This window comes from Leptospira fletcheri (assembly GCF_004769195.1).
Lineage (GTDB): Bacteria > Spirochaetota > Leptospiria > Leptospirales > Leptospiraceae > Leptospira_B > Leptospira_B fletcheri.
In genome coordinates, this window is the sequence record NZ_RQET01000004.1 from 855,000 (window position 1) to 875,573 (window position 20,574).

At 48.2% G+C, this 20,574-nt stretch carries 20 protein-coding genes and 3 tRNA genes; 14 read left to right on the forward strand and 9 right to left on the reverse strand.

Annotated elements, in window-relative coordinates; all coding sequences use genetic code 11:
- Nucleotides 1–108: 108 nt before the first annotated feature.
- The 4 genes from metG to EHO60_RS07300 all read left to right on the forward strand — a co-directional run bounded on the left by metG (nucleotide 109) and on the right by EHO60_RS07300 (nucleotide 8,391).
- On the forward strand, nucleotides 109–2,148 hold the full coding sequence (gene metG / locus EHO60_RS07285) for a methionine--tRNA ligase (protein WP_135767471.1): 2,040 nt from the start codon (nucleotides 109–111) through the stop codon (nucleotides 2,146–2,148).
- A gap of 10 nt (nucleotides 2,149–2,158) precedes the next feature.
- Complete coding sequence (locus tag EHO60_RS07290; protein WP_135767472.1) at nucleotides 2,159–4,792, forward strand: [protein-PII] uridylyltransferase family protein; 2,634 nt, start codon at nucleotides 2,159–2,161, stop codon at nucleotides 4,790–4,792.
- A gap of 2 nt (nucleotides 4,793–4,794) precedes the next feature.
- Nucleotides 4,795–6,516 carry an alpha-glucosidase gene (locus EHO60_RS07295; protein WP_135767473.1) on the forward strand — a complete coding sequence of 574 codons (1,722 nt, stop codon included), beginning with the start codon at nucleotides 4,795–4,797 and terminating at the stop codon, nucleotides 6,514–6,516.
- 147 nt (nucleotides 6,517–6,663) lie between these two features.
- Nucleotides 6,664–8,391, forward strand: a complete 1,728-nt coding sequence (locus EHO60_RS07300; protein WP_135767474.1) for an acyl-CoA dehydrogenase family protein — start codon at nucleotides 6,664–6,666, stop codon at nucleotides 8,389–8,391.
- A gap of 96 nt (nucleotides 8,392–8,487) precedes the next feature.
- On the opposite strand, the gene trxA is transcribed toward EHO60_RS07300, so the two are convergent.
- Together trxA and EHO60_RS07310 are read right to left on the reverse strand one after the other, a co-directional pair.
- Nucleotides 8,488–8,793 carry a thioredoxin gene (gene trxA / locus EHO60_RS07305; RefSeq protein ID WP_135767475.1) on the reverse strand — a complete coding sequence of 102 codons (306 nt, stop codon included), beginning with the start codon at nucleotides 8,791–8,793 and terminating at the stop codon, nucleotides 8,488–8,490.
- A 105-nt stretch (nucleotides 8,794–8,898) separates the two neighbouring features.
- Nucleotides 8,899–9,810: a TIGR01777 family oxidoreductase gene (locus EHO60_RS07310; protein WP_135767476.1), complete on the reverse strand. Its 912-nt coding sequence runs from the start codon at nucleotides 9,808–9,810 to the stop codon at nucleotides 8,899–8,901.
- 162 nt (nucleotides 9,811–9,972) lie between these two features.
- On the opposite strand from EHO60_RS07310, the gene EHO60_RS07315 reads away from it, so the two are divergent.
- Complete coding sequence (locus EHO60_RS07315; protein ID WP_135767477.1) at nucleotides 9,973–10,575, forward strand: hypothetical protein; 603 nt, start codon at nucleotides 9,973–9,975, stop codon at nucleotides 10,573–10,575.
- A gap of 77 nt (nucleotides 10,576–10,652) precedes the next feature.
- Nucleotides 10,653–10,964, forward strand: a complete 312-nt coding sequence (locus EHO60_RS07320; protein ID WP_135767478.1) for a hypothetical protein — start codon at nucleotides 10,653–10,655, stop codon at nucleotides 10,962–10,964.
- 210 nt (nucleotides 10,965–11,174) lie between these two features.
- Here EHO60_RS07320 and EHO60_RS07325 read toward each other — a convergent pair.
- The 7 genes from EHO60_RS07325 to sppA all read right to left on the reverse strand — a co-directional run bounded on the left by EHO60_RS07325 (nucleotide 11,175) and on the right by sppA (nucleotide 14,530).
- Nucleotides 11,175–11,250 (reverse strand) — tRNA-His (locus tag EHO60_RS07325).
- 8 nt (nucleotides 11,251–11,258) lie between these two features.
- A tRNA-Arg gene (locus EHO60_RS07330) sits at nucleotides 11,259–11,332 on the reverse strand.
- A 13-nt stretch (nucleotides 11,333–11,345) separates the two neighbouring features.
- A tRNA-Pro gene (locus EHO60_RS07335) sits at nucleotides 11,346–11,417 on the reverse strand.
- A gap of 35 nt (nucleotides 11,418–11,452) precedes the next feature.
- The gene (locus EHO60_RS07340) at nucleotides 11,453–12,169 is read right to left on the reverse strand and encodes a tetratricopeptide repeat protein (protein WP_135767479.1); all 717 of its coding nucleotides are present in this window, start codon (nucleotides 12,167–12,169) and stop codon (nucleotides 11,453–11,455) included.
- 11 nt (nucleotides 12,170–12,180) lie between these two features.
- The gene (surE, locus tag EHO60_RS07345) at nucleotides 12,181–12,933 is read right to left on the reverse strand and encodes a 5'/3'-nucleotidase SurE (RefSeq protein WP_135767480.1); all 753 of its coding nucleotides are present in this window, start codon (nucleotides 12,931–12,933) and stop codon (nucleotides 12,181–12,183) included.
- 25 nt (nucleotides 12,934–12,958) lie between these two features.
- Nucleotides 12,959–13,561: a hypothetical protein gene (locus EHO60_RS07350; RefSeq protein WP_135767481.1), complete on the reverse strand. Its 603-nt coding sequence runs from the start codon at nucleotides 13,559–13,561 to the stop codon at nucleotides 12,959–12,961.
- A 6-nt stretch (nucleotides 13,562–13,567) separates the two neighbouring features.
- Nucleotides 13,568–14,530, reverse strand: coding sequence for a signal peptide peptidase SppA (sppA, locus tag EHO60_RS07355; RefSeq protein ID WP_135767482.1), 963 nt, complete (start codon nucleotides 14,528–14,530; stop codon nucleotides 13,568–13,570).
- 112 nt (nucleotides 14,531–14,642) lie between these two features.
- On the opposite strand from sppA, the gene EHO60_RS07360 reads away from it, so the two are divergent.
- The 8 genes from EHO60_RS07360 to EHO60_RS07395 all read left to right on the forward strand — a co-directional run bounded on the left by EHO60_RS07360 (nucleotide 14,643) and on the right by EHO60_RS07395 (nucleotide 20,567).
- On the forward strand, nucleotides 14,643–15,845 hold the full coding sequence (locus EHO60_RS07360; protein ID WP_135767483.1) for an Acg family FMN-binding oxidoreductase: 1,203 nt from the start codon (nucleotides 14,643–14,645) through the stop codon (nucleotides 15,843–15,845).
- 50 nt (nucleotides 15,846–15,895) lie between these two features.
- Entirely contained in the window at nucleotides 15,896–16,357 is a 462-nt protein-coding gene (locus tag EHO60_RS07365) for a hypothetical protein (protein WP_135767484.1), read from the forward strand.
- Nucleotides 16,358–16,424: 67 nt separating this feature from the next.
- A complete protein-coding gene (locus tag EHO60_RS07370; RefSeq protein WP_135767485.1) occupies nucleotides 16,425–16,811 on the forward strand; it encodes an MORN repeat-containing protein in 387 nt (128 codons plus the stop codon).
- Between the two features lie 46 nt (nucleotides 16,812–16,857).
- Nucleotides 16,858–17,286, forward strand: a complete 429-nt coding sequence (locus EHO60_RS07375; protein ID WP_135767486.1) for a DUF3995 domain-containing protein — start codon at nucleotides 16,858–16,860, stop codon at nucleotides 17,284–17,286.
- Between the two features lie 111 nt (nucleotides 17,287–17,397).
- Complete coding sequence (locus tag EHO60_RS07380) at nucleotides 17,398–18,150, forward strand: amidohydrolase family protein (RefSeq protein WP_135767487.1); 753 nt, start codon at nucleotides 17,398–17,400, stop codon at nucleotides 18,148–18,150.
- Nucleotides 18,151–18,252: 102 nt separating this feature from the next.
- Nucleotides 18,253–18,885, forward strand: a complete 633-nt coding sequence (locus EHO60_RS07385) for a low molecular weight phosphatase family protein (protein ID WP_135767488.1) — start codon at nucleotides 18,253–18,255, stop codon at nucleotides 18,883–18,885.
- 19 nt (nucleotides 18,886–18,904) lie between these two features.
- Complete coding sequence (locus tag EHO60_RS07390; protein WP_135767489.1) at nucleotides 18,905–19,441, forward strand: hypothetical protein; 537 nt, start codon at nucleotides 18,905–18,907, stop codon at nucleotides 19,439–19,441.
- Between the two features lie 37 nt (nucleotides 19,442–19,478).
- Entirely contained in the window at nucleotides 19,479–20,567 is a 1,089-nt protein-coding gene (locus tag EHO60_RS07395) for a lipoprotein LipL41 (protein WP_135767490.1), read from the forward strand.
- The last annotated feature ends 7 nt before the right edge of the window (nucleotides 20,568–20,574 follow it).

Consider the following 20,574-nt stretch of genomic DNA (forward strand, 5'->3'; position numbering starts at 1 on the left):
TTCCTTCTCCGAAAGACGTAGCGTATTTCCGAAGTATTTTACCCTGCATGGACGTTTTGCAATGAAAATCCATGTTGCTTTTGGGGGAATTTTTCCCATCCTGACTACGTGAGAACAGATAGGAAACGCCGGATCCTAGTGACTTCGGCTTTACCGTACGCGAACGGTCCCATCCATTTAGGACACGTGCTGGAAGCGATCCAGACGGACGTTTATGTCCGTTTCCAAAAGGCCGCAGGAAACGAATGTTACTTTTTTTGCGCCGACGATACTCACGGAACTCCGATCATGTTGGCCGCGAGAAAGGAAGGAATCGAACCGGAAGCATTGATCGATCGGGTGCGACGGGAGCACCACCGGGATCTGACCGGTTTTTTGGTCGAATACGATAATTATTATACTACGAACTCCGAAGAAAACCGCATTCTTTCCGAGGAAATTTATCTTTCTTTAAAGGAAAAAGGACACATCGCGGAGAGGGAAATCGAGCAGGCCTATTGCGAGTACGATAAGATGTTCCTGCCGGATCGCTTTATTAAAGGAACTTGTCCGAATTGCGGTTCTCCGGACCAATACGGAGATAGTTGCGAAGTTTGCGGCGCCACGTATTCCCCGAAGGATCTGAAGAATTCCCATTGCGCTCTTTGCGGGACTCCTCCCGTAGCCAAACGATCCAAACATATCTTCTTTAAATTGGGAGATTTCGGGAAATTTCTTTCTTCGTGGGTCGACGACGAAACGCACGTGGCGGACGGTGTGCGAAAAAAACTGCAAGAGTGGTTCGGAGCGGGTTTGCAGGATTGGGATATCTCCCGGGACGGACCCTATTTCGGTTTCGAAATTCCGGGGGAAACCGGGAAATATTTTTACGTTTGGTTGGACGCTCCCATCGGATATATGGCATCCAGTTTAAATTTCTTTAAAGGAGATCGGGTGAAATTCGACTCTTTTTGGAGGGATGAAGGCGCGGAGATCGCGCATTTTATCGGAAAAGATATTCTTTATTTTCACACGCTATTTTGGCCGGCAACGCTAAACGGAGGAGGGTACCGATCCCCTTCCTTGGTGCATGTACACGGGTTCATTACGGTAAACGGAGAAAAGATGTCCAAATCCAGGGGAACTTTTATCCGTGCAGAAGATTATCTGAAACATTTGGACCCGGAACATCTTCGTTTTTATCTTTCCGGAAAGTTAGGCTCCGGCATGGACGATTTGGATCTTTCTTTCGAGGATTATACGGCAAAGGTCAATTCGGACCTGGTCGGAAACTTCGTGAATCTGGTATCGCGCGTATCGACTTCTATTTTAGATAAATTGAATAGAACATTAGGGGAACTTCCTCCGGAAGGACGGATCGTTCTGGACGAACTTCGCGCTGGCGAGGAAAAAATCCGGGAGTGGTACGAATCAAGAAATTACTCTCGCGTTATGCGGGAGTGTTCCCGCTTGGGCGACGTGGCGAACAAATACGTGAACGATCTTGCTCCTTGGAGTCAAATCAAGGAGGATCCGGAAAAGGCCAGGGGGACAGTGACCGTGGCGTTGAATGCGGCACGTATCTTGGCGATTTATCTCTTTCCGGTGGTGCCGAAAATTTCCTCTAAAGTATACGAACTTTTAGGGCTCAAGGGACTCCCTTCCTTTTCGGACCTCTCTTCCGATCTGGAAAAATCGAAAGTAGCTCCGTACGAAATGATCACGAAACGGGTGGAAGAAAAGGCGATTCAAACTATGATAGAAGAAAACAAAACTCCTGTAGTCCAAGGACAAACCGCGGTAGCGACTCCGAATTCCAAAACGGAGGGGGTGACTTCCTTGGGCGAGATCTCCATTGAGGATTTGGGGAAGGTGGAATTGCGAGTTGGCCGTATCGACGAAGCCGGTCCTGTGGAAGGTGCAGATAAACTGGTCCAGGTAAAATTGAATCTAGGATCCCTGGGGAACAAAAACGTCTTTGCGGGGATTAAGGCGGCGTACGATCCGGAATCTTTAGTCGGTCTAAAAGTAGTGGCGGTCACGAATCTCAAGCCGCGAAAAATGAAATTCGGACTTTCTGAGGCTATGCTACTCGCGGCGGGAGAAGGGGAAAATCTGACCCTGTTCGTTCCGCATCGCGACGCTCAGCCGGGGGATCGACTGAAATAATCGCAAATCCATGCCCTTAGAACTGGACATCAGTTACAGCTTTCAGAGACTCTTGGAAAAGAGTCGTTCCGTTTCGGGTAGGCTCGTTTCCAGACAACTTACGTTCATCCTTGATTCCTTTCTGAAAAACCGATTCGAAAAGGCGGCTTCGATACTGGGACGAGGGGAAAAAATCGCTCTTATCGCGCTCGGCGGATACGGGAGAATGGAAATCGCTCCGCACTCCGACGTGGACATATTATATCTTCATAATGGAATCCCGGAAACGAAACTTTCCGAGATCATTTCCTCCACGAACACTTATCTTTACGATTCGGGAAAGGAAGTGGGCCACACTTGTCGGACGATCAAGGAATCCTTTCATTATCTGGACGATATGTCCAGCTTTCATGCCGTTTTGGATAGTCGGTTCCTTTTCGGATCCAGGGAGATGTTCGAGAAATATAAGACCGATTTCCTGGGAAAACTCCCTTTTAAATACGTGGACAGGTACAACCGTTCCAAGGAGTTACAGCTTTCCGAAAGATTCCTGAGGGAGGACAAACCCATCTTGTTGTCGGAGCCTCATTTGAAATCCGACATCTGCGGCTTGAGAGACGTACAATACGTCTATTGGCACGAAAAGGCCCTAAACCCGATTCCTTCCCTCGGAGCCTTGGCTTTGCTCCCCGTTTTTCAAAGAGGGGAAGCGCAACTTCTGGAGGAAGCTTACGATTTTTTGCTTCGGACTAGGATCGCACTGCACGTCGCCACCGGAAGAAAGCACGACCGTCTGGATTTGAATCTACAACCCGAGGTCGCTGCGTACTTGGGATTCGGGGATAAGGATGCTCTCCAGACCGTGGAAAAATTCATGAATCAACTCTACGGGCACCAGAAAAACGTTTTCTTTGTGATGAGAAGTTATCTGGATTTTGCGATCGAGCGGAATAAGCCGGGAAAAACGGAAACGTTTTCCTATTCCGGTCTAGCCTTCTCCAAAGTAAGAGATGCAGTGTATCCTCCTTCCGAGGAAAATCTTTTTGCGGACCCTCACACTTTATACAGGGACGTAATGCTTACGTTCCGAATGATCCAGGAAACCGGGTTTCAGGTTTCGGGAACTTTGTTAAACGAAATTAGATTCGCCTCTCCGTTTTTGGACGACGACTTCCGTTATTCTGCGGAAGTAAATGGTGAGTTCCTGAATATGCTCCGATTATTGAAAGATAGGGGAAGGGTTTTGAAATTGATGCACGAATGCCAAGTTCTGGGCGCTCTATTGCCCGAGTTCGGCGCCTGCACGAATTTCGCTCTTTTTAGCTATCATCATGAATTCACCGTGGACGAACACACTCTTCTGATCCTTCACGAGTTGGATCGTTTGGACTCAGGAGACTTCGAAGATCCGGACATTCTACAAGTCTATAAGGAATGTATTAAAACGGAGATTCTATCTCTCGCAATCCTATTACACGACGCCGGAAAAGTGAAGGAAGGAGATCACTCGGAGTACGGAGCCGAATTGGCGGTATCCGTCGGGGATCGACTCGGTCTTTCGGAGGAAGATACCGACCTCTGTAGGTTTCTCGTGGAAAAGCATATCCTCATGTCCGAACTTTCCTCCAAACGAGATATCTCGGATCCCGGCTTGATCCGGAGTTTTGCGAGAACCGTTTCTTCCCCCGAGCGATTGAGATTACTTTACGTTTTGACGATCATCGACACGAAGTCCGTCGGTAGTAATGTACTGACCAATTGGAAGAAGAGTATCCTGAGCGACCTGTATAGGAATACTATGGAATTTCTGAAGGCGAAACCGCTTCCGGAAGAGGAGCTCTTGGACGAGGTGGAACGCATCTCTCACGCAAAGGACTTGGTTTCCTATCTGATCGAAAAGGAAGGAAGAGAAAAGAACATAGCCGAAAGCGTCGCTTCATTCGCATATTCGGTTATTCCACATAGTTATTTGAAAACGGTTTCCAACCGCAAAATTCTCAAGCACTTCAAATCCATCGTTACCCTAAGTCAGGATTCCCATAACCAGCTTTTATTCGAATCGGAGCGGGATCCCGCATTCGTAACCGCCGACGTTGTCAGTCAGGATCTTCCCGAGATTCTACTGGATTTGTGTTGCTCCGTTTCCTCCGAGGGGCTTAGTCTTGTCGGAATGCAAAGTTACGCTTCCGGCAAGTTTCAGATCAATATCCTGCAAGTGACGGACTCGCAAGGAAGCGGAAATATTTCCCCCGAAAAGATTTCGAGGCTGGAGGACAAGCTACGTTTGATGGCCTCGGGAAAACTACAGAGGGACAGCATCGCGTTCGAGCCTACGGAATGGAATCCGAGAAAGCCCATCCCGGAAAGCATGATCAATCGGTCCGTCCGCTTTTCCAATGAGGACCTTTCCGACATGACCATTATGGAAGTGAGAATGCCCGATATGGTAGGTTTAGTATATAGAATATTACGAAAAGTATTCGAGTTCGGCTTGAAGGTATCTTACTTACGCGTCTCTACCTCGGCGGACTACGCCTACGATTCTTTTTATTTACAGGATAAGGACGGAGGACAGGTTAAGGACAAGAAATTACTTTCCTCCTTAGAGTCGCGGATCCTTGGAATCCAGGCTATGGAAAGAGTGACAGGGGAACTCACGTTTTAAAAATGGCTCCTATGAACTCGGCGCGCAGTTCCTCCACGGTTTCTATTAGAAAAGCGGCAAACCGAAAACCGGCAAAAACCGGCAAAAAAACTTCCAGGACTAGGAAGTCCTCTCCCGATTGGTGGAAGAATGCGGTCATCTATCAGATTTATCCTCGTAGTTTTCGCGACGCTAACGGGGACGGAATCGGGGATTTGGAAGGGATCATCCGTAAGCTGGATTATCTGAACGACGGGACACCGAATTCTCTAGGCATAGACGCGATCTGGCTTTCTCCCATCTATCCTTCTCCCATGTTCGATTTCGGATACGATATTTCCGATTACGAAAATATAGATCCGATTTTCGGAGATCTGGACACCTTCAAACGTCTATTAAAAGAAGCGCATAAACGAAATATCCGGATCATAATGGATCTGGTTGCCAATCACACCTCCCATCTTCATCCATGGTTCATAGAAAGCAGATCCTCCAAAGACAATCCCAAAAGGAATTGGTACATCTGGAAAGCTCCGGAAAAGGGAGGGCCTCCCAATAATTGGATGGGAACCTTCGGAGGGAGAGCCTGGACTCTGGACCAGACCACGGGAGAATATTATTATCATTCTTTTCTATCGGAACAACCCGACTTGAATTGGCGGAATCCCGAAGTAAAAAAGGCCATCTTCGGAATGGTCAAAAACTGGCTGGATATGGGCGTGGACGGCTTCCGGCTGGACGTGGTGAATCTTTTCATGAAGGACGAGCACTTCCGCAGCAATCCGAGAAAGCGGTGGATCGCGAGACCCTTCGACCAACAGGATCACATTTTCGACAGGGATAGACCGGAGATGCACGGCATTCTGAAGGATCTCCGGAAGCTTCTGGATTCGTACGGAGATCGTATGTCCGTCGGCGAGGTTATGATGGAACCTCCCGGTACGAGTATTCTTCCCGCCTCTTATTACGGTGACGACGGCGACGAACTTCATATGGCGTTTAACTTCGCCTTTTTTCATACTCCTTGGAAGGCCGAAAGGTTTCGCGAGGTCATCAAGGAATGGGAAAAATGCCTTCGAGAAAAAGGGTGGCCCAATTATACCCTGAGCAATCACGATTTTAGACGTCATGTCACCAGATATTCCAAGGGATCGGAAACGATTCCGAGGGCAAAGATCGCCGCTCTTATGCTTCTCACGTTACGCGGAACACCTTTTCTATACTATGGAGAGGAATTGGGAATGCTCGACGAAAGAGTACCCAAGAATCGGATCCAGGATCCGGTGGGAAAACGCTATTGGCCTTTCTATCCCAGCCGCGACAATTGCAGGCTTCCTATGTGCTGGTCCGCGGATAAGAACGGAGGTTTCGGCTCTGCGGATCCTTGGCTTCCCGTTTTTTCCCAATACGAAACCGTAAACGTGGAGACCCAGTCCAGAAACATGGACAGTCTCCTGAACTTTTACAGGAAGTTGATCTGGTTGAGAAAAGGTAACGAGGTTTTACAAAAAGGAAGCCTTGCCTTGGACTACGACTCTCCTCCCGGGGTTCTGAAATACACGAGAGAATATGAGAAGAAGAAATGTCTCGTGATTTTGAACTTCGAAAACGAATCCAAGAAGATCGTAGCGAACGCGAATCGCACGGCTAAAGTGTTGGTTTCCACGCATCGAAAACCCGAAAAGATGGAAATTCCCGTCGTTTTCCAGATCGCTCCTTATGAAGGTTTGGTTTTGGAATATTGATCGTTCGGATTTTTTCCGGCGTCTTCTTATCGAACGTTGTTCGTAATTCTCCCGCTCGGATCGGCCTTTAAAAAAAGAGTGCAGATACCGGTTCTTGTCGTAAGATAGGAACGGTAAAAACATCTCAACCGATCGGAAACCAATAATATGAATCATCCTCTTCGTCTCGCCGAAAATCCGGGATTGGCTCCTTATGACGTCTCTTCTTATCGCGGAAACCGGGGTAAGAATTTCTACGACCTCGATAAGGTATTGCAGAGAATGGTGGAAAGATATTCCGCCGATTACGAACCGGCTCATAAAAGGGCGCTCGCGTTGCACTTACAGGGTTACGGTCATATCGTAGGCGGCATTCTGGACGAACTCACCGAAGCTTCCCACAAGGAAGGAAAATACGGGGAAATCGTAAAATACGATCGCGCCGGCAATCGCATCGATCTGGTCGTCTATTCCCCGGAGCAGAAGTTGTCCCGTAAGATCTCCTACGAATACGGAATCGTAAATTTAGATTTCCATGATGAATGGAAATTTCCTTTTACGGACCTTCATAGATACTCTCTCGCGTATTTGGCTAATCAAAACGGGGAAGGGGGAATGACCTGTCCTCTTGCCATGACGGAAGGGATGATCAACGTACTCAAAGCGATCGGAACCGAAGAGCAGAAGAAGAAGTATCTTCCCTTGGTCGCCGGAAAAGATTCCCCTTCGCATTTTATGGCCGGTCAATATGTGACCGAACGAGTGGGGGGAAGCAACGTAGGCGCCAACCGAACCGTCGCGACGAAGGGCGAAAACGGCAAATGGATTCTTAACGGAGAAAAATGGTTCTGCTCGAATCCGGGAGACCTTTGGGTTACGACTGCAAAGATAGAAGGGACGGATACGGTCGGACTTTTTCTCGTTCCTCGCATCAAGGATAACGGGGAACTGAACGGCCACCATATCCTTCGGAAAAAAGACATTATCGGTTCCAAGGGTAAATTGACCGTAGAGGTGGTTTACGAGGACGTGGAAGCGGAAGCCCTGGGAAGGCCGGCTCACGGAATCGCCAACTTAATACGCTACGTTATCCGAACTTCTCGCGTTCACGTGGCCGTAGCTGCGGCAGGTATGTCCCGGAGAGCTTTTATGGAGGCCCTCGAATACTCCCGCTTTAGGATGGCCTATGGCAAAAAAATCAAGGATTTTCCCGCTTACTCCAGAGAGTTGGCGGAATTGAGAATCCTGTATGCGATTCAGGTACTATTGATTTTCCGCGGAATCGACTGGAGCGGAAAGGGAGTCCTAGCGGAGCAATTGACCACTCCCTTGATGAAATACAAAACCTCTTCCTTATCCTCCCAAATCACTCATCGGGCGATCATGGCCTTAGGCGGCTCGGGGATTATCGGAGATTATACTTGTTTGCCTAGACTTCACAACGATTGCATCATTAACGAAACTTGGGAGGGGACCCATTTAATCATCACCGATCACGCGTTAGGCGCAATGAATCGCGCTAAGATTCGCGATTCTTTCATCCTGGAAGTGGGAAAGAATTTCGAAGAGGCCGAAAAATACGGTGAATTGAAGTCGGTCGCGGAACTCGGAAAAACTCTTCTTTCCCGCTGGGCCAAAGATTTGGAAGAGAAGCCTAGAGAATGGAAAGAAACTTATCGAGTGGATCTGTCCGACTTGGCCTTCGGTGCTCTGGGGTTGTCGGAATTTCTGGAACAGGCCGTCCATGATCGTAAAGAGGGGAATCGATCCTCCTTATTCGATTCGTTTGCGAAAGGATTTGCCGGCTATCTGTACCGCACTCTTCCCGAAGCGAAAGGCGATTATGAAACGATGAAACTGGAACAGGAAGAGATAACGAAAATCGTAGAGTGGTAAGTCCCGAAACGAAAAGGCTCCGCGTTCTTTCGAACGACTCGGAGCCGCAAATCGTTTTCGTTTCGAAATTCGCTTTCGAGCCTTCTACAAAATCTCTTAGGCAAGTTTAGGTCCGAAGACTTTTTCCATCTGAGCCTGAGGAATGGCGCCTATCACTTTTTCCGCGATTTGACCCGACTTAAAAAGCATCAGGGTCGGCACAGAGAGAATACCGTATTTTTGGGCGATCTCCGGTTTTTCGTCAATGTCCACTTTTACGACAGTCAACTGTCCTTTGTGGGCTTGGGCGAATTTTTCCAGTTCGGGAGCCACCATTTTACAAGGGCCGCACCAAGTAGCCCAAAAATCCACAAGAACCGGTTTGTCGTGAGTGCTGATCAGTTCGTCAAAAGAACCAGGCAATGTTGTGTTTTCCATACCAGTTAGACTTAGAATGTTTCTAAACGGAAGGGAGCAAATTCTGATTTTTCGGAAAAAAACCGGAAGAAAATGAAAACTCTCTCTGAATCAGCCTAGTAAACTGCGGAGAGCTCCTTCCAAATTCGGATACCGAAACTTGTATCCAAGGTCCGAAAGTCGTTTCGGAAGCACTCTTTGCCCGTGGGTGGCGACCAGAGCGCCGTCTCCAAACGCAAGTTTTAACGCAAAAGCAGGGACCCGGGTAAAGGAAGGTCGGTTCAAAACCTGTCCAAGGGTTTTGCTGAATTGCTCGTTGGAAACGGGTTCCGGAGAAACCAAATTGAATGCGCCCTTGGCTTCTTCCCGTCGTAAAAGGAAAAGGATTGCTGCAAGTTGGTCTTCGATATGAATCCAGGAAAGAATTTGGTGACCGGATCCGATCGGTCCGCCGGCAAATAGACGGAAGGCAGGAAGCATCGTCGCCAAAGCGCCCCCCTCTGTGGAAAGAACCACTCCGGTTCTCAGTAAAACGGTCCGAATTCCGAAGGACTCCGCACGAAGCGCCTCGGCTTCCCAGTCCGAGCATAACCTTCCCAGCTCGTCCTCGGCGGGAGGGGTGCTTTCCGTAAAAGGCGGAGTAGAAGATTCGTACGAACCGTAGATTCCGACTGCGGAAGCATTGAATAGCGCTTTAGGGCCGGAATCTCCCAAGGCGGAGATCCGATCCACAATGGTTCTTGTGCTTTCTATTCTGGAAGTTCGGATTTTTTGCCGGACTTCGTCCGTCCATCTCACTCCCGCGATGGGTTCTCCTGCAAAATTGATCAGAACATCGAGGCCCGATAGGTCCGCTGGACTCGGACCGTTTCCGATCCGGACGTCCCATTCGGAAGATCTTTGCAGGCGATAGGGAAGTTTGCCGCTCCGGCTAAAAATCCGGACCTTATGGCCTTCCGCTTTGAGACGCAGCGCTAACAAGGATCCGATGAGTCCGGTTCCTCCGGAAATTCCGATTCGCATAGATTTGATTCCGCCCACTTTGCGATTTCCGGAAAATCTAAAAAACTTTTTTCCGAACCTGTTCGGAGCATAATATGACACCGCATTTCGGGAGACAAGAAGAAAGGAAATCCTGGTTGCTCGGAATCGGAAACTTCCGGAAGATGAACGGGAGAGCCGAGAATGAAATTCGCCATCGGACCGAAAATTTTTGCGATTGCTTTTCCCGCCGCTTTGCTAACGGCGAATTACTATTTGTATTCGATCACTCAGCCGAAAATCGACGAATACAAATCGGAACCTCCTTTTTTACGTTTCGATTTCACGGATTCTTATTTGGACGACCGATCGTCCCAAGCGTTTTATCTGGCAGATGGAAAAGATTCGACGGAATGGAAGAAATTGCGTTCTTCCTCCCGCGCCATGGATTTTGACGCGGAACTCCGACTGACTCATAGGTTGAAGAACGGAACTTACATTCCCTCCGGCTGGAAGGAAATCAGAATCTTAGCTTGTTCCCGAAAAGCTCCGAAACTGGATTTTAAAATCTTATTGCGGGAAGCGATTAACGTGGATAAGGAATCCCGGCTACCCGACGATATCGTTATCCTTTCCAAAACTCTCGATTTTAGCGAATCCGAAGAGTTTCGGTTCCCTCTCTCTCGAAAATTCGAACCGGTCGAAGCCGACCAATATCCGAAAGGAATTTTTATCTGGTCTGTAGAAGGGACATTCCAGGGTATGGGTCCAGAAGCGTGTATCCGAGAGATCAGAGTATCTGAGTAGAGGCGGGGGCTTTTTTCTTCGATAACGTAAGAAAATCGGCTGCTTGTTTTTTCCTTTTTTTTCGACTAATACTGAGAGTGAATAACATTTTCGGTAGCGAGAAGATTTCGATTTTTTCTTCGGTTTTTATTTTCCTCTATATTACGCTAGGATGCACGCAAAACGATCGGGACCAAATCCAGGGCAAAAAGAAAGGGAACGAATACGATCCAGTAAGCAGTTATTTTTTCTGTGTGACACAAACCAAATCCTGCATGCATACTTACGGAAACGATTGTTTTGCCGTAAAGAATCGCTCGGACTATTTTGCGGCAGGGGGCAGCGCGGAAGGATATTGCCTCGGCCAAGTGGCGTCCACAAAGGTGGACAAAGACAGTCCGAAGCACTAGATTTTGGAATGAAAAAAGGATGGGGTGAACGACGGGGCTCGCCGTTACGCAGTTTGCCTTCGTGGCAAACTTAGCTCCACGGCGTCTCGAGCTTGCCTCGGCACTTCCTGTGCCTCGGTCGCATTCTTTTACGCTCTCTATGGATCGCTAAGAATGCTCCCAAGCTCTCGCTTCGAGCCCACGGATTGAATTTTCATAAGTAAAAGAAATTGGGGTGAACGACGGGGCTCGAACCCGCGACAGCCAGAACCACAATCTGGAGCTCTACCAACTGAGCTACGCTCACCGTGTGAGTGACCCGAGAGGGATTCGAACCCCCGACCGACTGCTTAGAAGGCAGTTGCTCTATCCAGCTGAGCTATCGAGTCAAAATCCCAAAATTCGGGATGACTGGATTTGAACCAGCGACCCTCTGTTCCCAAAACAGATGCGCTACCACTGCGCTACATCCCGGATCGACGTCCATGATTTCGTGGAAAGCCGCAGTGTCAAGTCCCTTGTTCGGAGCTTCGAGTCAGTTTTTTGAGATGTTCCAAAATCGTATCTTGGGCGGGCGATCTACGCAGGGCCTTTTCGAACGCCGTTCTTGCCTCTTTTTCTTTTCCTAATTTGGAAAGAAGCACTCCCAGCGAATCCAGATACGCCGGGTTGTCCGGATCCAATTGAACGGCGCGTTTTATATTTTCGGTGGCGGTTCGCAGTTCCTCCGGATTCGGATCCCTTCCTTCCACAAGCAAGTAGGCTGCCGAATTTAAGCTGTTCCTGTGATCCGGTCGGAGACGAAGGATTCGGAGATGAGTCTCTATCGCCGATTTGACGTCTCCGGATTTTTCCTGGGCTGCCGCCTTGAGAGAAAGCAACATGATATCGTCCACCGCCAGTTTCAACCTTTCGTCCGTCTTTTGGATCGCTTCCCCGTATTTTCCGACGTTGATTAGGGAAAAGATGATCAATCGAAAGGCGTTGTCCCTTTCGGAAAACCGGGGAAATTCCTCCAGGAGTTCCTCCAAAACCGATATGCATTTTTTGTGATTCGCGGTTCGGGAACAGCAGATGGCGAAGTTATATAGTAGTTCCGGATCTTTTCCGTGTTCCGCCAATTCCCTGTCGATCAAGGTAAGGGCGAACGTATAGTTCTCCTTTAAGATCTCGGAGTAGATCCTGCGCTTTGTGGGAATCTGCCTTGAGGGGTTTTTCTTTTCCAAGAGGGAATCCGTTAATGAGAATGGAGTCCGATACTACGCTTAAATTCTGCTAATCCATCCGAATCCGTCTGATCCAAACTTAGGGGAGTAAGAGTCACCTTATCCTTATAAAAGGCTTCGAAATCAGTATCTGGCTCAGGTATAAAACCTAGATCCGAACCGCCTAGATAGAACTCGGCGATGTCCCCGATAATCGGAGTAGAATGATAGGTATCCACATAGGTCCTCTTGCCTAAGCGGACGATCTCCACGTCTTCCGTAGAATGCCGGAATTTTGCGGGAATGTTGACGTTGTAAACGGTTCCCGATTTCATGTCATCCTTCCAGAGGCGGATCATATCCCGAACGAGTTCGGCTTCCGGCATATAATCGTAGTGCTTATCCGAATTTCCCGAGCTGACGGCCATACCGCGGATATTATGGATAGCCGCGTGCCTTGCAGCGCCGACAGTTCCGGAATAATGCACGTCGTATCCCATGTTCACGCCGCGATTGATTCCGGAGATTACCAGATCTATCTTAGGAAAAATACGTCCGTGGATTCCGATATTCACGCAATCCACCGGGTATCCGTCCACTATATAGTGGTTGGAGTTGATCTTTTCCACCCGCAGGGAGTCGTAAATGCTCAGAGCCATGGACTTTGCGGATTTTTCCTTTAACGGAGCGATCAGGAACGTGTCGTGTTCCTTGCTTAGAACCTTCTCGAGCGCCAATATGCCCTGAGAGGAGATTCCGTCGTCATTCGTGATTAGGATATTCATTATAAAAATCGAAAATTCTCCGGTTTCATTGTAGTGCGGGTCCGAAGGAGGAAGCTAAGGCGAAATACATTGCTAACGGAAAGAAGATAGAGATCAAAAACGTGCTTAGATTAAAGGAAAGCGCATCCTTAAACTTCAAATCGTAAAGATACATCGTTCCGCGGATGGAGACTAGGATAAAAAGGCCGTAATGGATCAGATAGAGGATGGAGATTCCCCAAACTCCGGAGAGGCCGAACTGGGTAAAAAGGATCGCCCACGCTCCGGCGGAAAGAAATACCACCATCGATATCTTTACGAGCAGGAACATCACTTTGGAGTTGCTTTTTCTATCCTTTCTCTGGGCAAGTCCGTCCAACACGAACGCTAAAGGATAAGGAAGCAGGGAAAAGAAGGCAAGGTGTCCCAAAAATCCGGTTCCTAACAAGCCTATGCTTCGTTTCGTATAAGGAGGACATACGATCACAAATGCGACCGAAGCGCTCAATGCGGCCAAAAAGAGAAGGACACTCGTAACCAATTTTAAGAACCTAGGTTCCGATTCCGATAGGGCACTTTCCAGACGGAACGGTTCGAATAAAGTCGCATCCAAAAGATTTATAAACTTAGTATAATATACCTTGAGCATCCGATTCTACCACGCCATTGCCTGAGGATATAGCACGAGAACGGGGGAACGTTTCAGCTCCTGTAAAAGGATCTTCTCCCCCGAAAATACTCCCGCTTTTGCCTGTAATAGATGAAAGAATCTGTCCCAGGGATTTGGCTCTTCCTCGTACAAGGGCAGGATTCCGTCGTAGTTACAAAGTTTGGAAAGTTCGGATAGGGCTTCTCTGCGGCCGCCGATATCGTCGACTAATTTATTTCGGAACGCGTCCTGTCCGGAATAAACTCTTCCTTCCGCGAGAGAGGACACGAATTTTACCGTTTGGTTTCTTCCTTTGGAAACGTCCTCGATGAACTCCTCATAGGTATCCGCCAACATTTTTTGAATGATTGCGTCCTCTTCCGCAGTACTATCCCGAAACAGGGAAAGCGAGTCCTTGTATTTTCCCTCTTTGTATGTTTTTACCTTTACTCCGTACCGGTCCAGCAGTCCTTTTATATTCGGGGCGATCGCGATCACGCCTATGGATCCCGTAAGGGTTCCGCCTAACGCGAATATTTTGTCGGCGGCCGCGGAGATGTAATACCCTCCCGAGGCGGCGATGTCCTTCATCGAAACGACGATCTTCTTATTTTTTTCTTTTCGAAGATACATTAATTCTCTGTAAATCTCTTGGGAGGCACCTACGCTTCCTCCGGGAGAATTCACTTCCAAAAGAATCCCGACGATATTCGGGTCGCTTTCTATGGAACGTAACTGTTCCAGAATAGTTTGAGCTCCTGCGCTATCGTAACCGGATTGTCCGGAGTGGATTTCTCCTTCGATTTTGATCAGGGCCGCTCCGATCCGCTCCGTGCCGAAACCCGAACTTCCTTCGATTCGAGAGAGCTTGGACGGGCTGAGACTGGAGAGTAGATTGATGAGTCCTACGAATACGGCGAGGACGGTTATTACAAATGTTACGGCTAAGGCGAGACGGTTTCGATCCACGAATAAATGGAAACTCAGTACCTGCGTATTGTCAATGAATTAGCGGACGGAAAGCTCCGTTACGGAAAACGATATTCGTTGACCTCTCTGGATCGGAAGTTATTTTTCGAGAATGGATTCTTTTTCCCGCAGATCCTTTTTAAAACGCGCGATCGGTGTCGGAACCGTATTGACAGTTTCCGAATTCTTAGAGGCTTGTTCTGCCGTTACGGACAGAAATTTCGGACCGAAAGGAAGCGATCCCTACGCCAATTCGGAATCGATGAAATACAACCGGCCGATTTTAAAGGCATTGAACGTGGGAATCACCGCCCCGAATCCGCACAATGTCCAGCCCTGGAAATTCGAAATCTTGGACGACCTCTCGGCCAATCTTTATGTGGACGAAAACCGTTTACTCTTGGACACGGATCCGCCGACGAGACAGATCCATATCGGACAGGGAACCTTTTTGGAAACGCTCGCAATCGGTTCCACACGACTGGGCTTTAAAGCGGAGATTGAAATGTTTCCTAAAGGAAAATACGAGACGAAGGATATCGGAAAGAAACCGGTCGCAAAGATTCGCTTGCTCCCGAACTCCGGTATTCCGGCGGATCCTTTGGCCGAGTTCATTCCTCGAAGGGCAACGGTGCGGGGAGAGTATCACGGCGACGTTCTGAATGAAACCGAATTTTCGGCTCTTTTGCAAGACGCGAAACCGAATTTTTCCCGCGCTTTTCTGATGGGGGTCTCCGACTTTCCGAAAGTGAAACAAGCCGTCTATTCCGCGATGGAAGTCGAAACGAATACGTACCAAACATACGAAGAATCCAGGGTTTGGTTCCGATATAACGACGAAGAGATCAATCGGGAACGGGATGGACTTTCTCTTCGAGGTTCCGGAGTGTCCGGTTTGAAGTATTTTTTCGTTCGAAATTTCTTTTTGTCTCCGGGAAAAGAAAGTTGGCATTCCGAAAGCAATCGGTCCGCGGGCTTGGGTATGTTTGCCGATCAGGTGGAAAGTTCCAAGGGATTCCTTTATCTAGTCACAAAACAGAATCGGTTCTTGGACTGGGTTCTTGCGGGAAGGGATTATGCCAGGTTGCAACTCGCCGCGACCAAGAACGGCTACGTCATGCATCCTTTAAGCCAGATCCTGCAGGAATACCATCAGATGGATTCTCTTCGGAAGGAATTCGAAACGATCGTAGGTTTAAAGTCGGGAGAAAAGGTGCAGATGCTCGTTCGTATCGGTAAAAGCGGCTATAAATTTTTCAGCCCGAGAAGGGAGTTGGAAAAAATGATTCTTCCCGCGGCAAAGAAAACAATTTAAATAATCAACGAAATCGGATCGATAAAAAGATTTCCGTCGTTCGGAGTTAGATGAAAAAAATCCTATTTTGGTTCGGGGTGCTGCTTTCCCTTTTAATTCCAATGACTTTGCCTCTTGCCGAGTCGGGTCCTTGTCTGGACGGAGATTATTCGCTGTTTTTACTCGGCACCGAAATATCCTATCTGATCGCTTTGTTTTATCTTTTGGCGATGGTTTTAGGAACCCCCACTGCGGGAAGATTGAGTTTCTTCCTTGCTTGCGTTCCTGCTTCGCTTGGACTCTATTTCTATGTCGCTCACATTCCCGTTTACCTCTATTACTCCAGTTTTTCCAATTACGGACTTTGCGATATCGTTCGGTTCGATCTTTATATAGGAAAATCGGATTCCGGACCGGTCCCGGAGACTTTCAACGGAGGGTTTGCAAGATCTTTCGCTTTCCTGGTTCTGATCCCTTTGGGGATTCTGGCGATCGCTCCCTTGAAGATTTTTCGCTCCAAGAAATCCGATTGAACCGATGAATTTTCAGCATTCTATTCTTATATTTAACGCAATTTGAATAAACTGTAGATTGGATTCGATGCAAAAAGGGTTATTTCCGTTTCTCTTGGTTTTACTGGCTGCGGCTACAGCCTATTTTATGTTTTCTCCCCGCTGTATAGAAGGTAACTGTCGGGACGGGAAAGGAACGAAATATCTTCCCGGCCGGTACCGTTATGAAGGGAATTTCAAGGAGGGATTGGCGGATGGGAAAGGAAAACTCGTATTGGAATCGGGGGAATCCTATGAAGGAACCTGGTTGCGCGGGCACAAGGACGGACAGGGGACGTACTTGTACATGGACGGCTCCAAATATGTAGGGTCCTGGAAGGCGAACAAACGCGACGGGGAAGGAACCTTGACGGATTCCGACGGAACGGTTTTACGCAAGGGGACTTGGAAGGCAGGAGAATTCGAACCCAAGTAAACGGAAAAATTCTCGAAATTACCGGGGGGTAGGATATGCTTCGCTCATGCAGGATTGGATTACCTCTATACTAGTTGCTATCTTCGTGTTTTTAGGAAGTATGCATTTTTATTGGAGCTTCGGAGGAAATTGGGGTTCGGATTCGGCCATTCCTCAACTAGAGCTGGAAGGACGTCCTGCGTTTCTCCCGGGAGTATTTTCCACGTTCGTCATCGGCCTGGCCTTCTGGTTCACGGCGGCGTGGGTATTGGGTTTCTCCCAAATTTATCCTTCTCCACTAGGACATAGGGCGCATCGCGTAGGTCTGATTCTGGTGGGGGCGGTCTTCGTATTGAGGTCGATCGGAGAGTTTCGATACGTAGGTTTCTTTAAGAAAGTAAAAGGCACGAAGTTCGCGTATTGGGATTCGAGAATTTATTCTCCGCTTTGCCTTTTGATAGGGTTCTTATCTTTCTATCTTTCGTTTTCCTATTGAGGCGATTCTCCTCTTTTTGCGAGGTCTAACGGAAAATGAGGATCGGTTTATCCCGAATTTCGAATGTTCCATATCTCTTGACCTCTTTTTCGGATCGGGCTATACTAAGGTATGTCCTTGTTCGACTCTCATTTTCACATCATAGACCCTAGGTTCCCTTTGGTGCCGAATCAAGGGTTTTTACCGGAGCCGTTCACTGTCGCCGATTATAAGGCGAAAGCGGAACCTCTCGGAATAGGCGGAGGCGCCGTTGTGTCCGGTTCTTTCCAAGCCTTCGACCAATCGTATTTGCTGGAGGCATTGTCGATCTTAGGGAAAACGTTCGTAGGAGTCACGCAACTTCCCGCCTCGGCTACCGACGAGGAAATTCTTGCCCTATCCGACGCCGGTGTGAGGGGAGTTCGTTTTAACGTTAGGCGCGGTGGCTCGGAAGAATTGTCCAGAATCAAGGAACTTGCCGTCAGAGTATACGACCTAGCTGCTTGGCACGTGGAACTATATATCGACGCAAAGGAGATCGACGATTTTCTCGCGGAGGTACTTTTTTCTCTCCCGAAAGTTTCCATAGATCACGTCGGACTCTCCAAGGAAGGGTTGCCGATTATCCTTAGGTTGGCGGAAAAAGGAGTCCGGATCAAAGCCACCGGTTTCGGAAGGTTGGATTTCGAAGTGCAGCCCGTGTTAGTAAAGATCGCGGGAGTAAATCCTGATAGCCTCCTTTTCGGTACCGACCTTCCTTGCACTCGTGCTCCGGTTCCATTTTCAGACAATGACTTAAATCTAATCCGGGAAACTTTCGAGGGAGACATGCTAGCTAAGGTCCTTTCGAAGAACGCGCGTAAGTTCTACGGAATATCCGTATAGATTTTCGGCTCTTCGGAATTTCGCATTCGACGAATCCGATCGTTCTCTCTTTCCGGCAAAACTAGCTTGCAACCGCGAAAAAAGAACCTAGACTCTCCACGCATGTCCCCATTATTTCCGACTCTGCGCACCTTTTTTGATAAAAGAAAAGAGGAATTCGATTCCATTTCCTCAGAAAGAAAGGATGCGCTAAATTCGCTGGCAAAAGGCGTTTTAGATTCTTTTGATAAACGAAGTCGTTCCAACCTTTTGTTCGTTTGTACGCAAAATTCGAGAAGAAGTCAGTTTTCCCAGGTCTTCGGGGCTTCCATTCCCCAATATTTGGGAATTCCCGGGATCAAATCGTTTTCGGGCGGGACGGAGATTTCAGCCGTTCATCCGAGCGTGTTGGAAACCTTGGAAAAGATCGGATTCCGATCGGACAACGAGGGGCCCCCAAAAAATCCGAAATACTCCATTCGATGGGCGGACGGAACCTCCTCGATGACGATATTTTCCAAAAAATATTCGGATCCTCCGAATCCGCACGGAGAGTTGATCGCGATTATGGTCTGCTCCTCCGCCGATCAGGCTTGTCCGTACATTTCGGGTGCCGAAGTTCGCATCAGTCTTCCGTACGAGGATCCGAAATCTTCGGACGGTACGGAAGGGGCTTCCGGGAAGTATCTCAAGACGGCGGAAGATATTTCCCGAGAATTGCTTTTTGCTTTCCAATCCGTCAAGAACGGAATTTAATTCTTTTAGAAGGAAGTCAATGAACCCTTATTCGATTGCAGTAGCTTCGATTCCGTTCGGAATCTTTATCCTTGTTTTTTTGTTTTCGATCCGCGAGAGAAAGAGAAAGGAAGGTTTCGGGTTTTCGGAAAACCGAAACTATTTTCCCTCCATCATGAAGGGAAATTTTTCTCCGGAGATAGATCTGGCAGCCGCCATCCGTAAATTGGAAGCCGGCGGATACCGGATCAAAGAAGCCGGCCAAAAAATCCTTTTTCAAAATGCGTCGAGCCTTCAGAAATTACGTAGCTGGTTCTGGTCTTACGGTAGATTGGAACGGGAAGGGAACACGGTCCGTTTCCGCGTCTTTTCGAACATCGGATCCCTGCTTACCGTCCCTGCCGCTTTGGCTGTGGTCGTCTCTTTCGGACTTCTGGTTCAGAATAACGTTTCGAAAGAACAATCTTCGATTTTACCCTTCTTTTTCCTCGGCTTCGCTTTCTTCTTCGCGATCGCTACGTTCATATCCCAGGTAGGGAAGGAAAGAAAGGAATTCAGAAAGATTCTGGAAAAATAATATACGAACGGCAATCCTCCGAACCGGATCCGAGAAGATGAAGAATAGAATCGTATTTTTTCTTATAGGACTCATCGCGTGGCTATCCTGTCAAAGGCTGGAAGTTGAATATCCCTTTTATCCGAAGACTCCCGAAGGAAGGGAACTCCGTCATTTTCTGAAAGGGGTGCGCGTAGTCGGGTTGTCCGTGGAAAAACCTACGGAAGAGATTTGGGGTTCGGATCTTGATGCAAGCCAGGCGTTTATTCGGATCGTTCCTGCCAAGATTTTCGAAGCGTTTTCGGAAGATTCCTATTTTAAGATGATCGATTTAAGCAAACAGCCTGATTTGGGAAACGAAATAAGCCTGTCATTGACCGGTATTACGGAAAATCGGACGAAATTCGGGGAACTTTCCGGAGCGGAGGCCCTCCTGTACATCAATGTGGCCAAGCCGGTTTCCGAATGTTCCGAGGAATTGCGTCCCGATTATTGGGCGATCGGAATTTTAGTCCTGCAAGTGGCCGCATCGGCCAATTCCAAATCGAAGCACGGAGGAAGATACCGATCCTATACACCTTCGCCGCATCCGGTTCAGACTAGCGATCCCATCATGAAGATGACGGGTGTCCGTAAAATCATTTTGCCGATAGAGGCGACTTTAGTGAGAATCGATACCGGAGAGTCCAAGAGCGTGACGATTTCCAAAGCGTCGACGATCTATAATAGTCCGGGAGCGGTTTCCTGTCCGGCAATGTTGGACTCTCTTTCCCAAGCGCTTACGGAATCCATTCCCGAATTGGAAGCGAGATTATCGCCGAAAATTGCGACCGAAAAAATCCGGATCTTTACCGAAGATGAGGATCCGGAGGTAGCTTCTTATCTGGAGGAAGGCTACCTCGAAATCAAGGGAGAAACTCCCAGCTTTCTAAGGGCAAAATCCGCTTGGGAAAAAGCGGACGCGAAAGCCTCGGGCAAATGTTGGGCGGCAAAGGCAAACCTTGCCACTTATTATTTTTCCCGCGGCGATTTCGAAAAAGCTTCCGAGCTTTACGAATCCGCAGCGAAGTTGAACGTAAAAAAAGAGAAATATCTCAGAGGCCTCGGTAAGACGGCCGCTTCCGCAGCCGATTCGGACAAGGAATAATCCGTAG

What these genes read in the sequence shown, in the direction of transcription:
- EHO60_RS07290 (WP_135767472.1), top strand. Translation starts at nt 2,159, where the DNA reads ATGCCCTTAGAACTGGACATCAGTTACAGCTTTCAGAGACTCTTGGAA.
- EHO60_RS07295 (WP_135767473.1), top strand. Translation starts at nt 4,795, where the DNA reads ATGGCTCCTATGAACTCGGCGCGCAGTTCCTCCACGGTTTCTATTAGA.
- EHO60_RS07300 (WP_135767474.1), top strand. Translation starts at nt 6,664, where the DNA reads ATGAATCATCCTCTTCGTCTCGCCGAAAATCCGGGATTGGCTCCTTAT.
- EHO60_RS07310 (WP_135767476.1), bottom strand. Translation starts at nt 9,810, where the DNA reads ATGCGAATCGGAATTTCCGGAGGAACCGGACTCATCGGATCCTTGTTA.
- EHO60_RS07315 (WP_135767477.1), top strand. Translation starts at nt 9,973, where the DNA reads ATGAAATTCGCCATCGGACCGAAAATTTTTGCGATTGCTTTTCCCGCC.
- surE (WP_135767480.1), bottom strand. Translation starts at nt 12,933, where the DNA reads ATGAATATCCTAATCACGAATGACGACGGAATCTCCTCTCAGGGCATA.
- EHO60_RS07350 (WP_135767481.1), bottom strand. Translation starts at nt 13,561, where the DNA reads ATGCTCAAGGTATATTATACTAAGTTTATAAATCTTTTGGATGCGACT.
- EHO60_RS07360 (WP_135767483.1), top strand. Translation starts at nt 14,643, where the DNA reads ATGGATTCTTTTTCCCGCAGATCCTTTTTAAAACGCGCGATCGGTGTC.
- EHO60_RS07365 (WP_135767484.1), top strand. Translation starts at nt 15,896, where the DNA reads ATGAAAAAAATCCTATTTTGGTTCGGGGTGCTGCTTTCCCTTTTAATT.
- EHO60_RS07370 (WP_135767485.1), top strand. Translation starts at nt 16,425, where the DNA reads ATGCAAAAAGGGTTATTTCCGTTTCTCTTGGTTTTACTGGCTGCGGCT.
- EHO60_RS07375 (WP_135767486.1), top strand. Translation starts at nt 16,858, where the DNA reads ATGCAGGATTGGATTACCTCTATACTAGTTGCTATCTTCGTGTTTTTA.
- EHO60_RS07380 (WP_135767487.1), top strand. Translation starts at nt 17,398, where the DNA reads ATGTCCTTGTTCGACTCTCATTTTCACATCATAGACCCTAGGTTCCCT.
- EHO60_RS07385 (WP_135767488.1), top strand. Translation starts at nt 18,253, where the DNA reads ATGTCCCCATTATTTCCGACTCTGCGCACCTTTTTTGATAAAAGAAAA.
- EHO60_RS07390 (WP_135767489.1), top strand. Translation starts at nt 18,905, where the DNA reads ATGAACCCTTATTCGATTGCAGTAGCTTCGATTCCGTTCGGAATCTTT.
- EHO60_RS07395 (WP_135767490.1), top strand. Translation starts at nt 19,479, where the DNA reads ATGAAGAATAGAATCGTATTTTTTCTTATAGGACTCATCGCGTGGCTA.